16 protein-coding genes are annotated in these 13,999 nt (G+C 66.1%); 4 read left to right on the top strand and 12 right to left on the bottom strand.

The window, feature by feature from the left end; all coding sequences use genetic code 11:
* Positions 1–35: 35 nt before the first annotated feature.
* On the bottom strand, positions 36–194 hold the full coding sequence (locus tag SRU_RS05125) for a hypothetical protein (protein WP_162890602.1): 159 nt from the start codon (positions 192–194) through the stop codon (positions 36–38).
* Between the two features lie 189 nt (positions 195–383).
* On the opposite strand from SRU_RS05125, the gene SRU_RS05120 reads away from it, so the two are divergent.
* On the top strand, positions 384–1,226 hold the full coding sequence (locus tag SRU_RS05120) for a 2,3,4,5-tetrahydropyridine-2,6-dicarboxylate N-succinyltransferase (RefSeq protein ID WP_011403729.1): 843 nt from the start codon (positions 384–386) through the stop codon (positions 1,224–1,226).
* Between the two features lie 151 nt (positions 1,227–1,377).
* Here SRU_RS05120 and SRU_RS05115 read toward each other — a convergent pair whose 3' ends face one another.
* Positions 1,378–1,578 carry a hypothetical protein gene (locus tag SRU_RS05115; protein WP_011403728.1) on the bottom strand — a complete coding sequence of 67 codons (201 nt, stop codon included), beginning with the start codon at positions 1,576–1,578 and terminating at the stop codon, positions 1,378–1,380.
* A 189-nt stretch (positions 1,579–1,767) separates the two neighbouring features.
* Here SRU_RS05115 and SRU_RS05110 point away from each other — a divergent pair, with 189 nt between their 5' ends.
* Positions 1,768–1,980, top strand: coding sequence for a hypothetical protein (locus SRU_RS05110; protein ID WP_011403727.1), 213 nt, complete (start codon positions 1,768–1,770; stop codon positions 1,978–1,980).
* 515 nt (positions 1,981–2,495) lie between these two features.
* Here SRU_RS05110 and SRU_RS05105 read toward each other — a convergent pair.
* Complete coding sequence (locus SRU_RS05105; RefSeq protein WP_011403726.1) at positions 2,496–2,705, bottom strand: cold-shock protein; 210 nt, start codon at positions 2,703–2,705, stop codon at positions 2,496–2,498.
* 283 nt (positions 2,706–2,988) lie between these two features.
* Between SRU_RS05105 and SRU_RS05100 the strand changes: the two genes are divergently transcribed.
* Entirely contained in the window at positions 2,989–4,191 is a 1,203-nt protein-coding gene (locus SRU_RS05100; protein ID WP_118828824.1) for a PD40 domain-containing protein, read from the top strand.
* A 16-nt stretch (positions 4,192–4,207) separates the two neighbouring features.
* Here SRU_RS05100 and SRU_RS05095 read toward each other — a convergent pair whose 3' ends face one another.
* The 7 genes from SRU_RS05095 to carA all read right to left on the bottom strand — a co-directional run bounded on the left by SRU_RS05095 (position 4,208) and on the right by carA (position 11,902).
* Positions 4,208–4,546, bottom strand: coding sequence for an ATP-dependent Clp protease adaptor ClpS (locus tag SRU_RS05095; RefSeq protein ID WP_013061555.1), 339 nt, complete (start codon positions 4,544–4,546; stop codon positions 4,208–4,210).
* 83 nt (positions 4,547–4,629) lie between these two features.
* Positions 4,630–4,908 carry a phosphoribosylformylglycinamidine synthase subunit PurS gene (purS, locus tag SRU_RS05090; RefSeq protein WP_011403723.1) on the bottom strand — a complete coding sequence of 93 codons (279 nt, stop codon included), beginning with the start codon at positions 4,906–4,908 and terminating at the stop codon, positions 4,630–4,632.
* A gap of 55 nt (positions 4,909–4,963) precedes the next feature.
* The gene (pssA, locus tag SRU_RS05085; RefSeq protein ID WP_112903617.1) at positions 4,964–5,839 is read right to left on the bottom strand and encodes a CDP-diacylglycerol--serine O-phosphatidyltransferase; all 876 of its coding nucleotides are present in this window, start codon (positions 5,837–5,839) and stop codon (positions 4,964–4,966) included.
* A 16-nt stretch (positions 5,840–5,855) separates the two neighbouring features.
* The gene (locus tag SRU_RS05080) at positions 5,856–6,593 is read right to left on the bottom strand and encodes a phosphatidylserine decarboxylase family protein (RefSeq protein ID WP_118829498.1); all 738 of its coding nucleotides are present in this window, start codon (positions 6,591–6,593) and stop codon (positions 5,856–5,858) included.
* Positions 6,594–6,728: 135 nt separating this feature from the next.
* Positions 6,729–7,574: a hypothetical protein gene (locus SRU_RS05075; RefSeq protein ID WP_164923547.1), complete on the bottom strand. Its 846-nt coding sequence runs from the start codon at positions 7,572–7,574 to the stop codon at positions 6,729–6,731.
* A 218-nt stretch (positions 7,575–7,792) separates the two neighbouring features.
* A complete protein-coding gene (gene carB, locus SRU_RS05070; protein ID WP_011403720.1) occupies positions 7,793–10,621 on the bottom strand; it encodes a carbamoyl-phosphate synthase large subunit in 2,829 nt (942 codons plus the stop codon).
* Between the two features lie 120 nt (positions 10,622–10,741).
* Complete coding sequence (gene carA, locus SRU_RS05065; RefSeq protein ID WP_011403719.1) at positions 10,742–11,902, bottom strand: glutamine-hydrolyzing carbamoyl-phosphate synthase small subunit; 1,161 nt, start codon at positions 11,900–11,902, stop codon at positions 10,742–10,744.
* Positions 11,903–12,261: 359 nt separating this feature from the next.
* On the opposite strand from carA, the gene SRU_RS05060 reads away from it, so the two are divergent.
* Positions 12,262–12,945: an energy transducer TonB gene (locus SRU_RS05060; protein WP_237701972.1), complete on the top strand. Its 684-nt coding sequence runs from the start codon at positions 12,262–12,264 to the stop codon at positions 12,943–12,945.
* Between the two features lie 13 nt (positions 12,946–12,958).
* Here SRU_RS05060 and SRU_RS05055 read toward each other — a convergent pair whose 3' ends face one another.
* Together SRU_RS05055 and SRU_RS05050 are read right to left on the bottom strand one after the other, a co-directional pair.
* Positions 12,959–13,264, bottom strand: a complete 306-nt coding sequence (locus SRU_RS05055; RefSeq protein ID WP_013061548.1) for a hypothetical protein — start codon at positions 13,262–13,264, stop codon at positions 12,959–12,961.
* 9 nt (positions 13,265–13,273) lie between these two features.
* Positions 13,274–13,927: a deoxynucleoside kinase gene (locus SRU_RS05050; protein ID WP_103016590.1), complete on the bottom strand. Its 654-nt coding sequence runs from the start codon at positions 13,925–13,927 to the stop codon at positions 13,274–13,276.
* Positions 13,928–13,999 lie beyond the last annotated feature (72 nt).

Here is a 13,999-nt window from a genome sequence, read left to right as displayed (position 1 = left end):
ACATGTGGATTAGAGGCGTGGCCGGAGGGTCTTTTCTACGCGATCCGGCCCCGGTCTGCCGCGGTCTCGGTCGGGATCCGATGGGCCTGCTCATCCTCGCCCTCCACCGGCCCCACGTCGGGCTGGTCGGCACACTGGCACGAGGTGAGGCTGGCACAGAGAAGAAGGGCCGCAAATACGAGCGATCGTTTCATGGACGACGGTGAACTTGGTGAGACGCGAGCGCATAACGCCCCTGTCACCAGGGGCCAAAAAGCGTTTTGCACAAAAAATGCTACGGGACACGGGTTTACAATGTGTCTATCGCTTCGGAGCTTCATGGTGAATGCGCGCAACGGGGACGATTTGCCCTCATCGTCTGTCCACACACTGGTTTCCGACGCATGACCGACCTACAAGATCGCATCGAATCGCTGGTGGCACAGTCCAAAGAGCCCTCAGGCGTGGACCGGGGGACCGCCGGCGATGCCGTGGCCGATCTCGTGCAGGCCCTCAACGCCGGCGAGGTGCGTGCCGCCACCCCCGCCGACGACGGCACCTGGCACGCCAACGAATGGGTGAAGGAAGGCATCCTCCTGGGCTTCCGAATCGGCCGCACCGTCGACTACTCGGGCGACCGGTTCCCGTTCTACGACAAGAACACGTTCCCGGTCAAGCCGCTCCGCAAGGCCGACAACGTGCGGCTCGTGCCGGGCGGCTCGGCGATCCGGACCGGGGCGTACGTGGCGCCCGGCGTGGTCTGCATGCCTCCGATGTATGTCAATGTGGGGGCGTACGTCGACGCGGAGACCATGATCGACTCCCACGCCCTGGTGGGAAGCTGCGCCCAGATCGGCAAGCGGGTGCACCTGTCCGCCTCCGCCCAGGTTGGGGGTGTGCTGGAGCCCGTGCACGCCACCCCGGTCATCGTGGAGGACGATGTCTTCGTTGGGGGCAACGCGGGCCTCTACGAGGGCTGCATCGTGCGGGCCGGGGCCGTGCTGGCCGCAGGCGTCACCCTCACCTCCTCCACCCGACTGTACGACCTCGCGGAGGAGACGGTACACACCGCCTCCGACGACGAGCCGCTGGTCGTGCCCGAGAATGCCGTGGTCGTGCCGGGCTCCCGGTCCGTCGACTCGGCGTTCGGAGAAGAGCACGGCCTCTCCCTCTCGACCCCCGTCATCGTCAAGTACCGCGACGCCGACACCGACGCCGCCACGGTTTTGGAGGACGCACTCCGGTAGCCCTGGGGAGCTTTCCCTTTTTCGGACCTTCGACTGTGCCTCCAGGCTTTGGCCGAAGGGCCTTCACTCGGCGGGCACACTCATCAGTCAGGACCGCCCCCGTCCGAGCCCCGACCACACGGACGGGGGGCACGCACCCGCCCCGCAACACTCACTCGCGCGCAAGCGAAAACCCGGCGTGGGTCATAACCTCACCCAGCTTCGCCTCGAGCTTGTCACTTTCCACGATCGTGAGCTCGGTGCCCCGCCGCACCTTTGAGAGCAACGTGTGCTTGTTGATGCCCTCAATCTCGTCGGCCAGCGCCGAGATCTTCAGGTACGGCTTCAGAGACTGCAGCTCGTTGATGGTCATATCAGGGTGAGCGATTTTGCACTCAAAACGGGGATCCTAAAGTCATTTGAGTTTTGCGTGTTTCAATTCAGTCACGAGTATGGCGCTGGGAATTTCAAAGTCCGGTGAGGAACATTAATAAGCCTATCGGATAAATTATTGTGCGAACGGACACAGGATACGTCACTACGACACCGATAGGCACTCTTTATGAAAAGCTCTTCTTCGCTCTTCCGATCCCCCTTCCGGCGCGACACGGAGACTCAGCGTTCCAACCCACCCGTCCACACGCACCACGTGCGCGACCTAGAGGCCGCCCTCGGCGCGTCGATTGGGCGCAACTTTGACGTTCTGAGTCGTCGGTTCCGGGACGTGCAGTCCCCTTCGTCCTCCCGGTCGCCCACGACGCGGGTGCGAGAGTAGAATCAAAACCGCGGACGGAAGTCCGGGCCCAGGCTCGTGACCAGCCGGACGGCTCACCGCGCAGAGCGGGAAGGAAGCGCTAGATTGGTTGATCGGCGGGGCTGTCGGGCACGCGCACACGGCGGCTGCGTCGCCCGTACGCCGATCGGCATGCGGGGACATTCGGCGCGCAGTCTGTGGCATGCGTCGCGGCCACATACGTCTGGAGAAGCCGGATTGGCATGCGTCGAGGCCCTTCTGCATCGTACGGGCGAGGCGCACTTGTCCCGGGATCGAAATCGAGAACAGTCAGGAGCCACGCCCCAACGCCCCTCGGGACCTTGACGCCACAAGATCGGGGGACACGGATCCTTTTCCCTGACGTTTCCCTGACGAAGGGGGCGCAGGCCCGAGGGATTCAGAGAAGACTCCTGGATGCTCCAGGCCTCTTGGTCCAGCCGCGCCTCACAGAGCCCCCAAACAAAAAATGCCCCTGAGCAGGACGCTCAGGGGCATTCGGGTGGACCGGGCCGAGCTTACCACTCGGGCTCGGTAAGGGCCTCAATGTTGACGGCGTTCAGCCCCTTCTCCGTCTCTTCGATTTCGAACTCGAGACGGTCGCCTTCTTCCAGGTCTTCGTCGGGCACCTCACTGTGGTGGAGGAAAACATCGTCCTCCCCGTTGTCGGGCTCAACGAATCCATATCCTTCGGCAGGGCTAAACCACTTGACGGTTCCTGTCTCCATAACTCAGTTAAGATCTTCTCATGTTCGCGTTCAGCGGACCTCCGACTCCCTCTCCACAGGGGAAAAGGACCCGGAATTTTATTTACATCGGTCTTTTATGCGACCTCTTCGCACTTGTTCTGCGGCCATGTGGAACGCTTTTGGAACGCCCTCCGTCCCGATTTCAGCGTTGACCTGATCGGAATGAGGCCGCCTGGAGGCTTCGTCTGACCTTCACGGCTCGTCCTGCTAGGTTTGTGCCGACCTTCCACCCGTTCCACGCTCTGTCGGTCTATTTCGATTTATGCATTTTCCCTCGTCGGCGCCCCGTAGCTTCGTTTTGTGCGCATTGATCGGGGTCTTGGGGCTCGGGGTCGCCTGTTCGTCCTCACAGCCGCCCGGCTCCACGACCGAGGCGAACGGACCAGCGGTGTCCTCGGGGCCGTCCCTCTTTCTGCTGCACACAACCCCGGCCGACGGCCTGGTGTTACACGATGCACGGACCGATGAAAGCCGGACCCTCGCCGCGGGCGCCACGGCCAAGCCGGCCCGGGCGGTATCGCCGTCCGGCCGGCACCTTGCCTTCAGCTACGCCACGGCGGACTCGTCCCACCTCACGCTGCTGGACCTGACGACACAACAGGCGCACCGCGTGCACGCCGCGGCCGGGACGTCGGTCGCCTACTCTCTGGCCTGGCACCCCAACCAGGAGCGCCTCGCCGTCGGGTACTACCGCCCCACCGACGACGGCGGGCGTGGGCCCGGCGGGCTCCAGGTGGTGACGCCCGACGGCACGACCCGAGACGTGGGATGCAGCAGCGTCCGCGAGGTCCTCCACTGGCTTCCGGACGGCTCGCTCGCCGCCCGAACCGACGACAACCTGTACGTGGTGGACGCGGGCGACTGTGCCACCCAGGCCTCCCTCGACATACGCCGCATGCACCACCTCCGCTACGCACCCACGGGCCAACAGATGGCCTACATCTACCGGGAGCTCGAGTACGACCGGGACCGCGGCGAGTACGTGCCCGACTCGTCGTTTGTCCTGAGTGGCCCCGACGGCACCAATCCCGAAACGCTGTTCGGCAACGAGCGCCACGCTCGCCACCACCGATGGGCCCCGGAGACGAACGAGGTGGCCCTCGATGTACGGGTCGAGGCGTCCGGCCACCGTCAGGTGGTGGTCTACGACGGCTCGCGCCCCACTTTCCTCGTCTCTCCCGACCAAACCACGGCCGACCAGGTGCATCCCCGATGGTCGCCGTCGGGCAACCGCATCGCCTTTACCCTGCGGAGCGACGCGTCCTCGCAGGCCGCCGTGCGGGTGAAGGGGCAGACCCGACGCCTCGGCCGGGTCGACGGGGCGGTGTGGGGCTGGCTCGACGATCGCTCGGTGGTGGTGCCGGGCCCGGATTCCGTGCGGGTGAAGGCCCTGAACGGAACGACCCGCTACGCCCATCCCACCCCTCAAACCCTCCTTCACGTGTGGCGCCGCTCCGCCTCGTAGGCCCCACCGGGACGGCCTACCCCTGAATTTCCGTCACGAGTTGAATCTCCTTCAGCACGCTCTGCACCTCGAAGCACTCCTCAAACGTGCCTTCGTAGACGGTTGCCTTGCCCTCATTGTGGACCGTCCAGGCCATGTCCTCGGCCTCGCTGCGGCTGCAGCCCGTGGCCTTCACCAACTGCCCAATGACCTCCTCGAAGGTGTGGACTTCGTCATTGAAGAGGATGACAAACCAGGGCTCATCGGTCCCCTCGTTTTCTTCCTCCTGGTCGGCTTCTTCCACCTCCGGCGGGGCCGGCTGAACGTCCGGCTCAGCCGGTGCCCCAAGCGTGCGTCGCGGAAAACCCTCAGTCATGACAAGCAAACGAGTCGAATTCGTGAACGGACCGTCGCAGGCAAACGCATCGAATGCCCAATGGGGTGAGGACGGCTGCGCCGTCAGGCCGTTCCCTCCCCGACCGCCTCGCGGGACGCAGATTCGATCTGGATCTCGAAGTTTTCGGTGACAGGGTTTGCGAGCAGCTTTTCGCAGGCCTCCGTGGCCACCTCACGGGCCTCCGCTTCGCTCGCCGCGTCGATCCATACCTCGGCCTGCTTGCCCATGCGCACCTGATCCACCGCGTCGTACCCGAGGTTGGTCAGGGCGTGCTGGATGGTTTTGCCTTCGGGGTCGAGGATAGACGGCCGGAGGGTGATCGAGATCGTAGCTTTGTACATGGGGGACGTTGGATGCGGATAACGGCAGAGAGTGACGAAGGGGCCGGCGGTGTTCTCAGGAGCCCAACCGCTCGTCCGGCACCGGGGCGACGAGCGCCCGCATGAGCTTGTAGAGGGCCCGTCCCACGCCGTGCAACAGGTACGCGGTCAGGACGATCAGAAGCCCTCGCTCCTGGAGCCCCACGATCAGCAGCCCCGCGAGTCCGTACGCGGCGATCTTTGAGGGGTGTGTGCGCACCGCTTCCAGGGAGGGCATGGGAATTGCGTCGAACCGGATGCTCGACACCATCAGCCCGGAGAGCACGATGACGACGGGCAACACGACGCGGAGGCTGTCGAGGGCGAAGCGCCCGTCCCAGGCTGAGTTCTCGGCGGCCAGGATGAGCGCCACGACGGCAATGGCCTGCCCCGGAATGGGAAGCCCCTCGAAGCCCTCTTTGTCGCTCTCGTCGGCGGTCATGTTGTAGCGGGCCAGCCGCACCGCCCCGCAGAGCGCCGGGAGGGCGGCAACGATCATCCCGAGTGGGTTGAAGGTGTCCAGCACGTAGCCGTACAGCAGGAAAGACGGCGCCACCCCGAACGACACGATGTCGCTGAGGGAGTCGAGTTGGACGCCGAAGGGGCTGTCGGCGCCCGTGAGGCGCGCCATCACCCCGTCGAGCAGGTCGAAGAAGCCGGCCAGCACAATGAGCCAGCAGGCCAGGACGAACGCAGCGTCCGCCACCTGCGTGAGGGCCATAAACCCGCAGAGCAGGTTCATCAGCGTGAAGAAAGAGGGCACCGCCACGCGGGGCGGCGGCCGGTCGCCCCGCTGCTCGCGGCGCGCGCTCCGGTAGGCCCGGAGGCGGCGTCGGACGCTCGCCGGCCGGGCGGAGCGGTCGTCCGCCCGGGCCGTACTGCCCGCACGGTCGGCCCCAAAGAGGTCGATCATCCCAGTCAGTCAGCAATTAAGAAGCAGACGAGCGGCGTGCGGACGAGGCGGACGGCGCGGCGGTTGCCTCGGCGGACGAGGACCGGCCGGACTCGGGCGTCGGGATGCGCCCCAAGACCGTCGTGCCCGCCCGCACGACCTGCCCCTCCTTCGCGTGAAGCTCAACCGACGGCGGCACGAGCAGGTCCATTCGGGACCCAAACTTGACGATGCCGAAGCGCGCCCCGGTTTCCACGGTGTCCCCCTCACGGAGGTCGTATTCGATGCGGCGCGCCACCGCCCCTGCGATTTGCTTAAACAGGAGCTTCGTGCCGGTGGGGTGACGCAGGCCAAACTCCGACCGTTCGTTCTTCTCGCTGGCCTTCGGGTGCCAGGCCACGAGGTAATCGCCCGGGCGGTACTCAGCGTGCTCGATGACCCCCCGCGCCGGCACCCGGTTCACATGCACGTCCAGCGGCGAGAGAAAGATGGAAATGCGCCGCGCCGGCCCCTCCAGGTACAGCGGGTCGTCCTCTTCGGCAATCTCCACGACCCGGCCGTCGGCCGGGGCCACGATGCCCGCTTCCAGGGCATCCGCCGGCGGCGTGCGCTCCGGATCCCGGAAGAAGTAGAGAACAAACGCGAGCCCCCCAACTGCAAGGGTGAGCATCGGCCCCCGCCAGAGCCACGCGTCCACCCAGAGCGCCCCCCCGGTCAGCATGAGCGCAAGGCCCGCCACGACGGCGATAATGGTGTATCCTTCGCGTGCAATCACGAGCAGGTCGGCGTTTGGAGAGAGGCCGGATCGCTGGGGGGAGGGCGGCACGAGCGATTCGTGGTTCGCTTTACCTTCGGGGTACAAAGAAGTTCACCCGTCTCCGTGAACGTTGTCCGGAAAACCACCCCGTTCCTACTGTTCGAGACTCACCGTAACGAGGGGGACGTGCGCAGCAATGGGGACATCGTGTCGGAAACTCGGCCAGATCGTGGCGTCGGGTACGCCAACCGACCAGGTCCCTCCCCGAAACGACAACGCCCCGCGTCCATCCTGGGCTGAAAGGGTTGCCCCCAGGGCGGCCCCAATGGCTGCTCCTACGCCCGCCCCGACGCTTGCCCCCACGCGCTGACCCGGGGGGCCGCCTCCCACAAGGGCCGCCCCTCCAATGCCCGCCAAGGCTCCCACTCCACCGACAACGAGTTCGCCGAGTCCCGCGGCGAAGAGGGCCTCTCCGGGCAGCCCGTCGTCCACGAGCCCCGACCCGAGTACGGCCCCAATCGGCGCACTTCCAACAATCAACAGCAGCGCGGCCCCTTGCGCCCGCAGCTCACCGTCGCCCCCGTACCGGCGCCGATCAGTACGATCGGAGAGGTCGGCGTCGGACAACACGTAAAGCATTCCTACACTGACCGTCACCCCGATTGCACTGCCCAGAAGGGCGTGCTGAAACCGAGGCGGGCCGTCCGGGGCGGGCGGTCGTGGAGAGAGCGGACTGCCACGCAGGCCGGAGCGCAGCCCCCGACCCACCGGAGTGGCGGGCATGCTCGGGCGTGTCCTGCGCTGCTCCACGGCACGCCGGGCGAGCTCGTCTACGGACGGGACATCGAAGGACAGGGGAGCGCGCACCGCCTGCCCCGAAACCGGGAGGGCCGCCCCCACCCAGACAATGACCAGAAGAACGAGCGCACGCGCTGGGGGGACGAGGGCCCAGAACCAGTGCTCTCGGCGACGTGGGGGAGCGACGCGGTCAAAGGACATAACCCGTGCGGCTTGAGGTCCGACGACCATGGCACCTCATACGCCGCAGGCTCCCGCCCATTCGTAACAGAAACGCACAGTTGCCAACCGTCCGGAATACTCCGCCCCAACGGCCTGCTACCGGGACAGGTACAGGTTCTTCATTTACTCCGCTTCGCTCCGTGAATTCCAGAAAGTCCCGCTCCTTCCACCGACAGCGCTAGCGAGAACGCCTGTGCTTACCGAGACAAATATAGGTCCTTCATTTCGTAGGGCTGTTCGAACTGCTCGGCGTCGAGGGACTCCACGAACGCGATCGACTCTCCGGTCGACTTCATCTCCGGCCCGAGCTCCTTCGGCACCTCCGGGAACTTGTCCCACGAGAAGACCGGCTCCTTGATCGCGTACTCCTCCAGGTCCGACTGCAGGTCGCCCCGCTCGCGGAAGGTCTCGAGCGTCTCGCCCAGCATGACCTTCGTGGCGATGGCGGGAATGGGAATGCCCGCCGCCTTGGCGATGAAGGGGACCGTGCGGGAGGCGCGCGGATTGGCCTCAATGACGTACACCGTTCCGTCCTTGACGATGAGCTGCACGTTCACGAGGCCGAGGACGTCCAGCTCGAAGGCGAGGGCCCGCACGTACTCCCGAATGGTATCGAGCACCTCGTCGGAGAGGCTAAACGGCGGCAGGACGGCGGTCGAGTCGCCGGAGTGGACCCCCGCCGGCTCGATGTGCTGCATCATGCCCGCAATCCACACCTCATCGCCATCGCAGATGGCATCCACGTCCAGCTCGACCGCGTCTTCGAGGAAGCGGTCGAGCAGGATCTCATTGTCCGGATATGTCTCCAGCACGTTGCCCACGTACTCGGCCACCTCGTCCTCATTGATGGCGATGCGCATGCCCTCCCCTCCGAGCACGTAGCTGGGCCGGATCAGGGTCGGATACCCGAGACGGCCGGCGGTCTCGAGGGCCTCCTCCACCGAATGGGCCACGCCGTAGGGGGGGAACGGAATGTCCAGCTTCTGCAGAATGGACGTGAACTTGCCCCGGTCCTCCACGAGGTCCATTTTCGAGTACGAGGTTCCCAGGACCTGGATGCCGTCCTCCTCGAACCGCTCGCCGAGCTTGATGGCCGTCTGCCCGCCAAGCTGGAGGATGACGCCCTCCGGCTGCTCCAGGTCGATGACGTCCTGCACCCGCTCCCAGAAGACCGGCTCGAAGTAGAGCTTGTCCGCCACGTCGAAGTCCGTGGACACCGTTTCGGGGTTGCAGTTCAGCATGAGGGCCTCGTAGCCCATCTCCTGGGCGGCCTTCACGCCGTGGACGCAGCAGTAGTCGAACTCGATGCCCTGCCCGATGCGGTTGGGGCCGGAGCCGAGAATCAGCACCTTCGGCCGGTCCGTGACCGTGCTCTCGTTGACGGTCTCGTAGCTGGAGTAGTAGTAGGGCGTCTCCGCCGGAAACTCGCCCGCACAGGTGTCGACGAGCTGGTAGGCCGGGGTCACGTCCTCGTCCGTCCGGTGGGCGCGCACCTCGCGGTCGGTCACGTCCTCGGGGACGAGGAAGGCAATCTGCTCGTCGGAAAAGCCCGCGCGCTTGATCTCTCGGAGGAAGCGGGCGTCCATCTCGCGGAGGGGGGTGGAGCGGACCGCCTCCTCAAGGGCGACGAGGTCCTTGATCTGGTAGAGGAACCACTTGTCGATCTGAGTGATGTCGTGTACCTCCTCCACGCTCGCCCCGTACCGGAAGGCGTGGCGGACGTGCAGCAGGTTGTCCCAGCGCGGGGCCGTCAGCCGCTCGCGCACCGTCTCGCGGTCGGCGTCCGGGCGGTCGGCCCCGAGCCCCGCGTACCCGATTTCGAGGCTCTGCCAGGCCTTCTGCAGGCTTTCGTTGAACGTGCGCCCGATCGACATGACCTCGCCGACCGCTTTCATCTGCGTGGTCAGCTCCTCGTCGACCCCCTCGAACTTGTCGAAGTTGAAGCGCGGAATCTTGGTGACCACGTAGTCGAGCGACGGCTCGAAGCAGGCGCTCGTATCGCCGGTCACCTCGTTCGGCAGCTCGTCGAGGGTGTAGCCGATCGCCAGCTTCGAGGCCACCTTCGCGATGGGGTAGCCGGTCGCCTTGGAGGCGAGGGCCGAGGAGCGGCTCACCCGCGGGTTGATCTCGATTACGATCATGCGCCCGGTCCCCGGCTCGAAGGCAAACTGGATGTTGCACCCGCCCGCAAAGGTGCCGATCGAGTTCATCGCCTTGATCGCCGCGTCGCGCATCCGCTGGAACTGCTTGTCCGTCAGCGTCTGCTGCGGCGCGACGGTTACCGAGTCGCCGGTGTGCACGCCCATCGGCGTCACGTTCTCGATGGAGGCGATGATGATGACGTTGTCGTTGGGGTCGCGGAGCAGCTCCAGTTCGTACTCCTTCCACCCGAACAGGCACTCGTCAATCAGCACCTGGTGGGCCGGGGAGAGCTCCAGGCCACGGGTGACCATTTCCTCGAATTCGTCCTCCTTCCAGACGATGCCGCCCCCCGAGCCCCCAAGCGTGTACGACGGCCGGATAACGACCGGCAGCCCTCCCAGCTCCTGGGTGATTTCTTTGGCCTCCAGCAGGCTCTTGGCCGTGTCGCTGCGGGACTGGTCGAGCCCGATGTCGTCCATCAGCGTTCGGAATTCCTGACGGTCCTCGGTGATCTGGACCGTGTCGATGTCGACGCCGATGACATCGATGCCCTCTTCATCCCAGAACCCGTCTTTCTTCAGGTCCTGCGCCACGTTGAGGCCGGTTTGGCCGCCCATCGTGGGCAGCACGGCGTCCGGCTCCTCCTCACGGGCAATCTGCGCAATGGACGACGGCGTGAGCGGTCGGAGGTACACCTCGTCGGCCATCAGCGGGTCGGTCATGATGGTGGCCGGGTTGGAGTTCACCAGAACCACCCGGTAGCCCTCATCCATCAGGGCCCGGGCCGACTGGCTGCCGCTGTAGTCAAACTCGCAGGCCTGCCCGATCACGATGGGGCCGGACCCGATGAGGAGAATGGTCTCGATGTCGGTGCGCTTGGGCATTTGGGGAGTGTGTGGTGCGTGGTGCGTGATGAGTGAGCGACGTCGGGGCCCTCCCCGACGCCGATGATTCTCGGGGGCCGGCGGTCGCCGTGCCGCCGGTGCCGGCCCCCTCCTGGTCGCCTACGCCGTCGCGACCGCCGGCTCGGTGGCGGCCGCCGGCAGCGTCACGTCCCGCTCCTCCGCCACCAGCTCCATGAACCGGTTGAAGTGGTAGTGGCTGTCGTGCGGGCCGGGGGAGGCCTCCGGGTGGTACTGCAGCGACATGCCGGCGAACGTCTTGAACTCAAGCCCCTCGATCGTGTCGTCGTTCAGGTTGACGTGCGTTACGCGGGCGGTTTCCGGCGCAATCGACTCGGGATCGACCGCGAAGCCGTGGTTCTGGGTCGTCACCTCGACCTGCCCGGTGTCAAGGTTCTTCACCGGATGGTTGGCCCCGCGGTGGCCGACATGCATCTTGTAGACCCCAATCCCTTCCGCCAGCGACATCAGCTGGTGCCCCAGGCAGATGCCGAAGATCGGGAGGCCCGTGTCGATGGCCTCGCCCACCGTCTCGATCGCGTCGGACATGGGACGCGGGTCGCCGGGGCCGTTCGAGAAGAAGAGCCCGTCGGGGTCCCAGGCACGGACCTCGCTCAGGTCCGTGTCGCCCGGCACCACCCTCACCGTACACCCCCGCCGGCGAAACGAGCGCAGGATGTTCTGCTTGACCCCGAAGTCGTACACCGCAATCCGCGGCCCGGGGCCCTCGCAGAACGTGTACGGGCCATCGGTGCTCACCTCCGAGGCCAGCTTCCGGCCCGCCATGCTGGGCCAGTCGCGCGCCTTCTGCAGGAGCGTCTCCTCCTCCAGGGCCTCGGACGAGATGACGGCATTCATGACGCCCTTGTCCCGCACGTGTCGCACGAGGGCCCGGGTGTCCACCCCCGCAATGCCCACGAGGCCGTGGCGCCGCATGAACGCCTCGAGCGTCTCGTCGGCCTGGGTGTTGGCGTGGCGGCGCGGGTAATCGCGGACGATGAAGCCCGCGACCATCGGGGTATCGGCCTCCATGTCTTCGGCCGAGGCGCCGTAGTTGCCGATGTGGGGCTGAGTCATCATCATGAGCTGGCCGTAGTACGACGGATCCGTCATGATTTCTTGGTACCCGGTCATGCTCGTGTTGAAGCACAGCTCCCCGCCGGTCAGCCCTCGCTGGCCAAGTGCCACGCCTCGGGCGACGGTGCCGTCGGACAGAACGAGCTTGGCAGGATCGCGGGTCGGGGAGGAGGATGCGTGGGTCATGGGACAGGAGGAGAGTCAGTGACAAACGGCGGCGCCAGGGGCCATAAAAAAACCTCCCCAAATGGGGAGGGCAGAGGAACTAATCCAACGGGGTCGGTGCCAATGAGCAGGGCCCGGGTTCGGGGGGAATGTCGGGAGACATGGCGCTTGGGATTGGTGGCGTTGGCAAAACCTGCCGATCAAAGTACAAGCAGGCCGAAAAGTTTCGCAACCGGATTTCTGGACTGCGGCCTCGTTTCGCTGGTTTTCAAACGCCCCCTCACGGTTGCATCACAAACCGGGGCCGCCCCCCGCTCAGAAACAGATGTTGGGCCCCGTTCTTAAAGATACGATGTTGTCCCCGACCGCCCGTCCGTTCGATGCGCCGAGCTGCTGCCTTCAGGTCCGACCACGCGTACCGACGCCGCCTTCTCGGGGCGCTGGCCGTCGTGCTGGCGCTCGGCGTTGCGCTCGTGCGCTGGTGGCCGGCGCCGTCCCCACGGGCCCCAGACGGTCCGTTTGGGGAGCGGAGTGCGGACCGCATCCAAATTAACGAGGTGCAGCCGACGGCACAGGCCCGCGAGCAGACGCCGCCCCCACCCGCCCCGGCGCCCCCCAAGGTCGTCCCCAACAACGTCGTGATCGAAGACAAGATCGAGTTCGGCACGTCCGCTCTGGCCGTCGACGTCCCCGGGGACGACGACCAGTTGCGGGACGGCACGACCGACACGCCCCGTGCGGCCCGCACGCCCGACACCAACGCCCGTCTGTTCCGCGCCGTACAGCCCGACTATCCGACCGCTGCCCGCGAGGCGAGCGTACAGGCCCGGGTTCGCGTCGCCGTGCAGGTGTCCGAGACGGGACGGGTGACGGGGGCAACTGTCCTCAAACGGTGGCGGCTCCCGGACGAGGGACGGGCTCGCCCCGTCGCGCGCCTCGACCACGGCCTGGAGGAGGCCGCTCTCGTTGCCGCCCGCCGGTCGCGCTTCCGCCCCGCGCAACAGAACGGACAGCCGGTTGCCAGCCAGACGACTCTCACCTTCGAGTTTGGCACGTCGGAGTAACGCCGACCGGGCGTCAGCGAGACGAGCCCTGGGGACTGGCCTCTCCGTTGACGTCCCGCCAGTTTGCGTCCTCCACGTCTTTTCCCCAGAACGTCGGTTCGTCGCGCGCCGTCCCCGTTCGCTTCCGGGGCGAGGGGCCTTTCCACTCGGTTTGACGGGATGGGGACTCGTGCGTCGGGCCCTTCCGGGAGGACGTCCCTTCCTCGCCCCCCATCAGACGGACGAGGTTCCCGGACGTCCGCAGGATGAAGTATAGAATGATGCCAAGAACGAGGTACTCCATGATGCGCGTCTGCGAAAGGCCGTGCTGTCGGGACAAGCCCCGCCGCTACGACGGGTGGACGTAGCGGGAACGCTCGTCGGACGGGGCAACGATGTGCCGCACCAGTGCCCGAAAGTCCGCCGGGTGCTCGACGAAGTCCATCTCCGCGACGTTCACCACGAGGAGCGGGGTGCGCTCGTACTGCCGAAAGTACTGGTCGTAGGCCTCGTGAAGGTCCGCAATGTAGCCTGGATCCATGTCGCGCTCGTACGGCCGGTCGCGCTTCTCAATGTTTTGCAGAAGCCGCTCGGGGGAGGAACGCAGGTACACCACGAGGTCGGGCGACGGGACGGTCGGCTCCATCAGGCGAAAGAGCGACTCGTAGAGCTGGAGTTCGTCGCCGCTCAGCGTCTGGCGGGCAAAGATGCGGTCCTTGTCGAACGTGTAGTCGCTGACCGCAAAGTCGCGGAAGAGGTCGCGCTCGGACAGCTCTTTCTGCTGCCGAAACCGGCTTGCCAGGAAGGCGAGCTGCGTCTGGAAGGCCCACCGCTCCCGGTCCTCATAGAAGCGCTCCAGAAACGGATTGTCCTCGAACCGTTCGAGTACGGGGTCGGCCTCGAAGCGGTCGGCCAGGAGCTCGGTGAGGGTGGTGGTGCCCGCCCCGATTGCGCCTTCAATGGCCACGTAGTCGAGAGCGTCCGGCGGGGTCGTCGGGGGCATTGGGCGTGGCAGTTTCGGGAGGAACGTCGGGGCGCATCCGGCGGAGTCGTCGGCTCGGGCCCTCCCCGCCGG

It is taken from the genome of Salinibacter ruber DSM 13855 (assembly GCF_000013045.1).
In the GTDB taxonomy this organism is placed as follows: Bacteria; Bacteroidota; Rhodothermia; order Rhodothermales; family Salinibacteraceae; genus Salinibacter; species Salinibacter ruber.
This window is presented reverse-complemented; position numbering and strand designations above follow the sequence as displayed.

Coding starts and splice junctions, on each gene's coding strand:
- SRU_RS05110 (WP_011403727.1), top strand. CDS start 1,768: ATGAAAAGCTCTTCTTCGCTCTTCCGATCCCCCTTCCGGCGCGACACG.
- carA (WP_011403719.1), bottom strand. CDS start 11,902: ATGACCCACGCATCCTCCTCCCCGACCCGCGATCCTGCCAAGCTCGTT.
- SRU_RS05120 (WP_011403729.1), top strand. CDS start 384: ATGACCGACCTACAAGATCGCATCGAATCGCTGGTGGCACAGTCCAAA.
- SRU_RS05105 (WP_011403726.1), bottom strand. CDS start 2,705: ATGGAGACAGGAACCGTCAAGTGGTTTAGCCCTGCCGAAGGATATGGA.
- purS (WP_011403723.1), bottom strand. CDS start 4,908: ATGTACAAAGCTACGATCTCGATCACCCTCCGGCCGTCTATCCTCGAC.
- SRU_RS05095 (WP_013061555.1), bottom strand. CDS start 4,546: ATGACTGAGGGTTTTCCGCGACGCACGCTTGGGGCACCGGCTGAGCCG.
- carB (WP_011403720.1), bottom strand. CDS start 10,621: ATGCCCAAGCGCACCGACATCGAGACCATTCTCCTCATCGGGTCCGGC.
- SRU_RS05060 (WP_237701972.1), top strand. CDS start 12,262: ATGCGCCGAGCTGCTGCCTTCAGGTCCGACCACGCGTACCGACGCCGC.
- SRU_RS05115 (WP_011403728.1), bottom strand. CDS start 1,578: ATGACCATCAACGAGCTGCAGTCTCTGAAGCCGTACCTGAAGATCTCG.
- SRU_RS05050 (WP_103016590.1), bottom strand. CDS start 13,927: ATGCCCCCGACGACCCCGCCGGACGCTCTCGACTACGTGGCCATTGAA.
- SRU_RS05075 (WP_164923547.1), bottom strand. CDS start 7,574: ATGTCCTTTGACCGCGTCGCTCCCCCACGTCGCCGAGAGCACTGGTTC.
- SRU_RS05100 (WP_118828824.1), top strand. CDS start 2,989: ATGCATTTTCCCTCGTCGGCGCCCCGTAGCTTCGTTTTGTGCGCATTG.
- SRU_RS05125 (WP_162890602.1), bottom strand. CDS start 194: ATGAAACGATCGCTCGTATTTGCGGCCCTTCTTCTCTGTGCCAGCCTC.
- pssA (WP_112903617.1), bottom strand. CDS start 5,839: ATGATCGACCTCTTTGGGGCCGACCGTGCGGGCAGTACGGCCCGGGCG.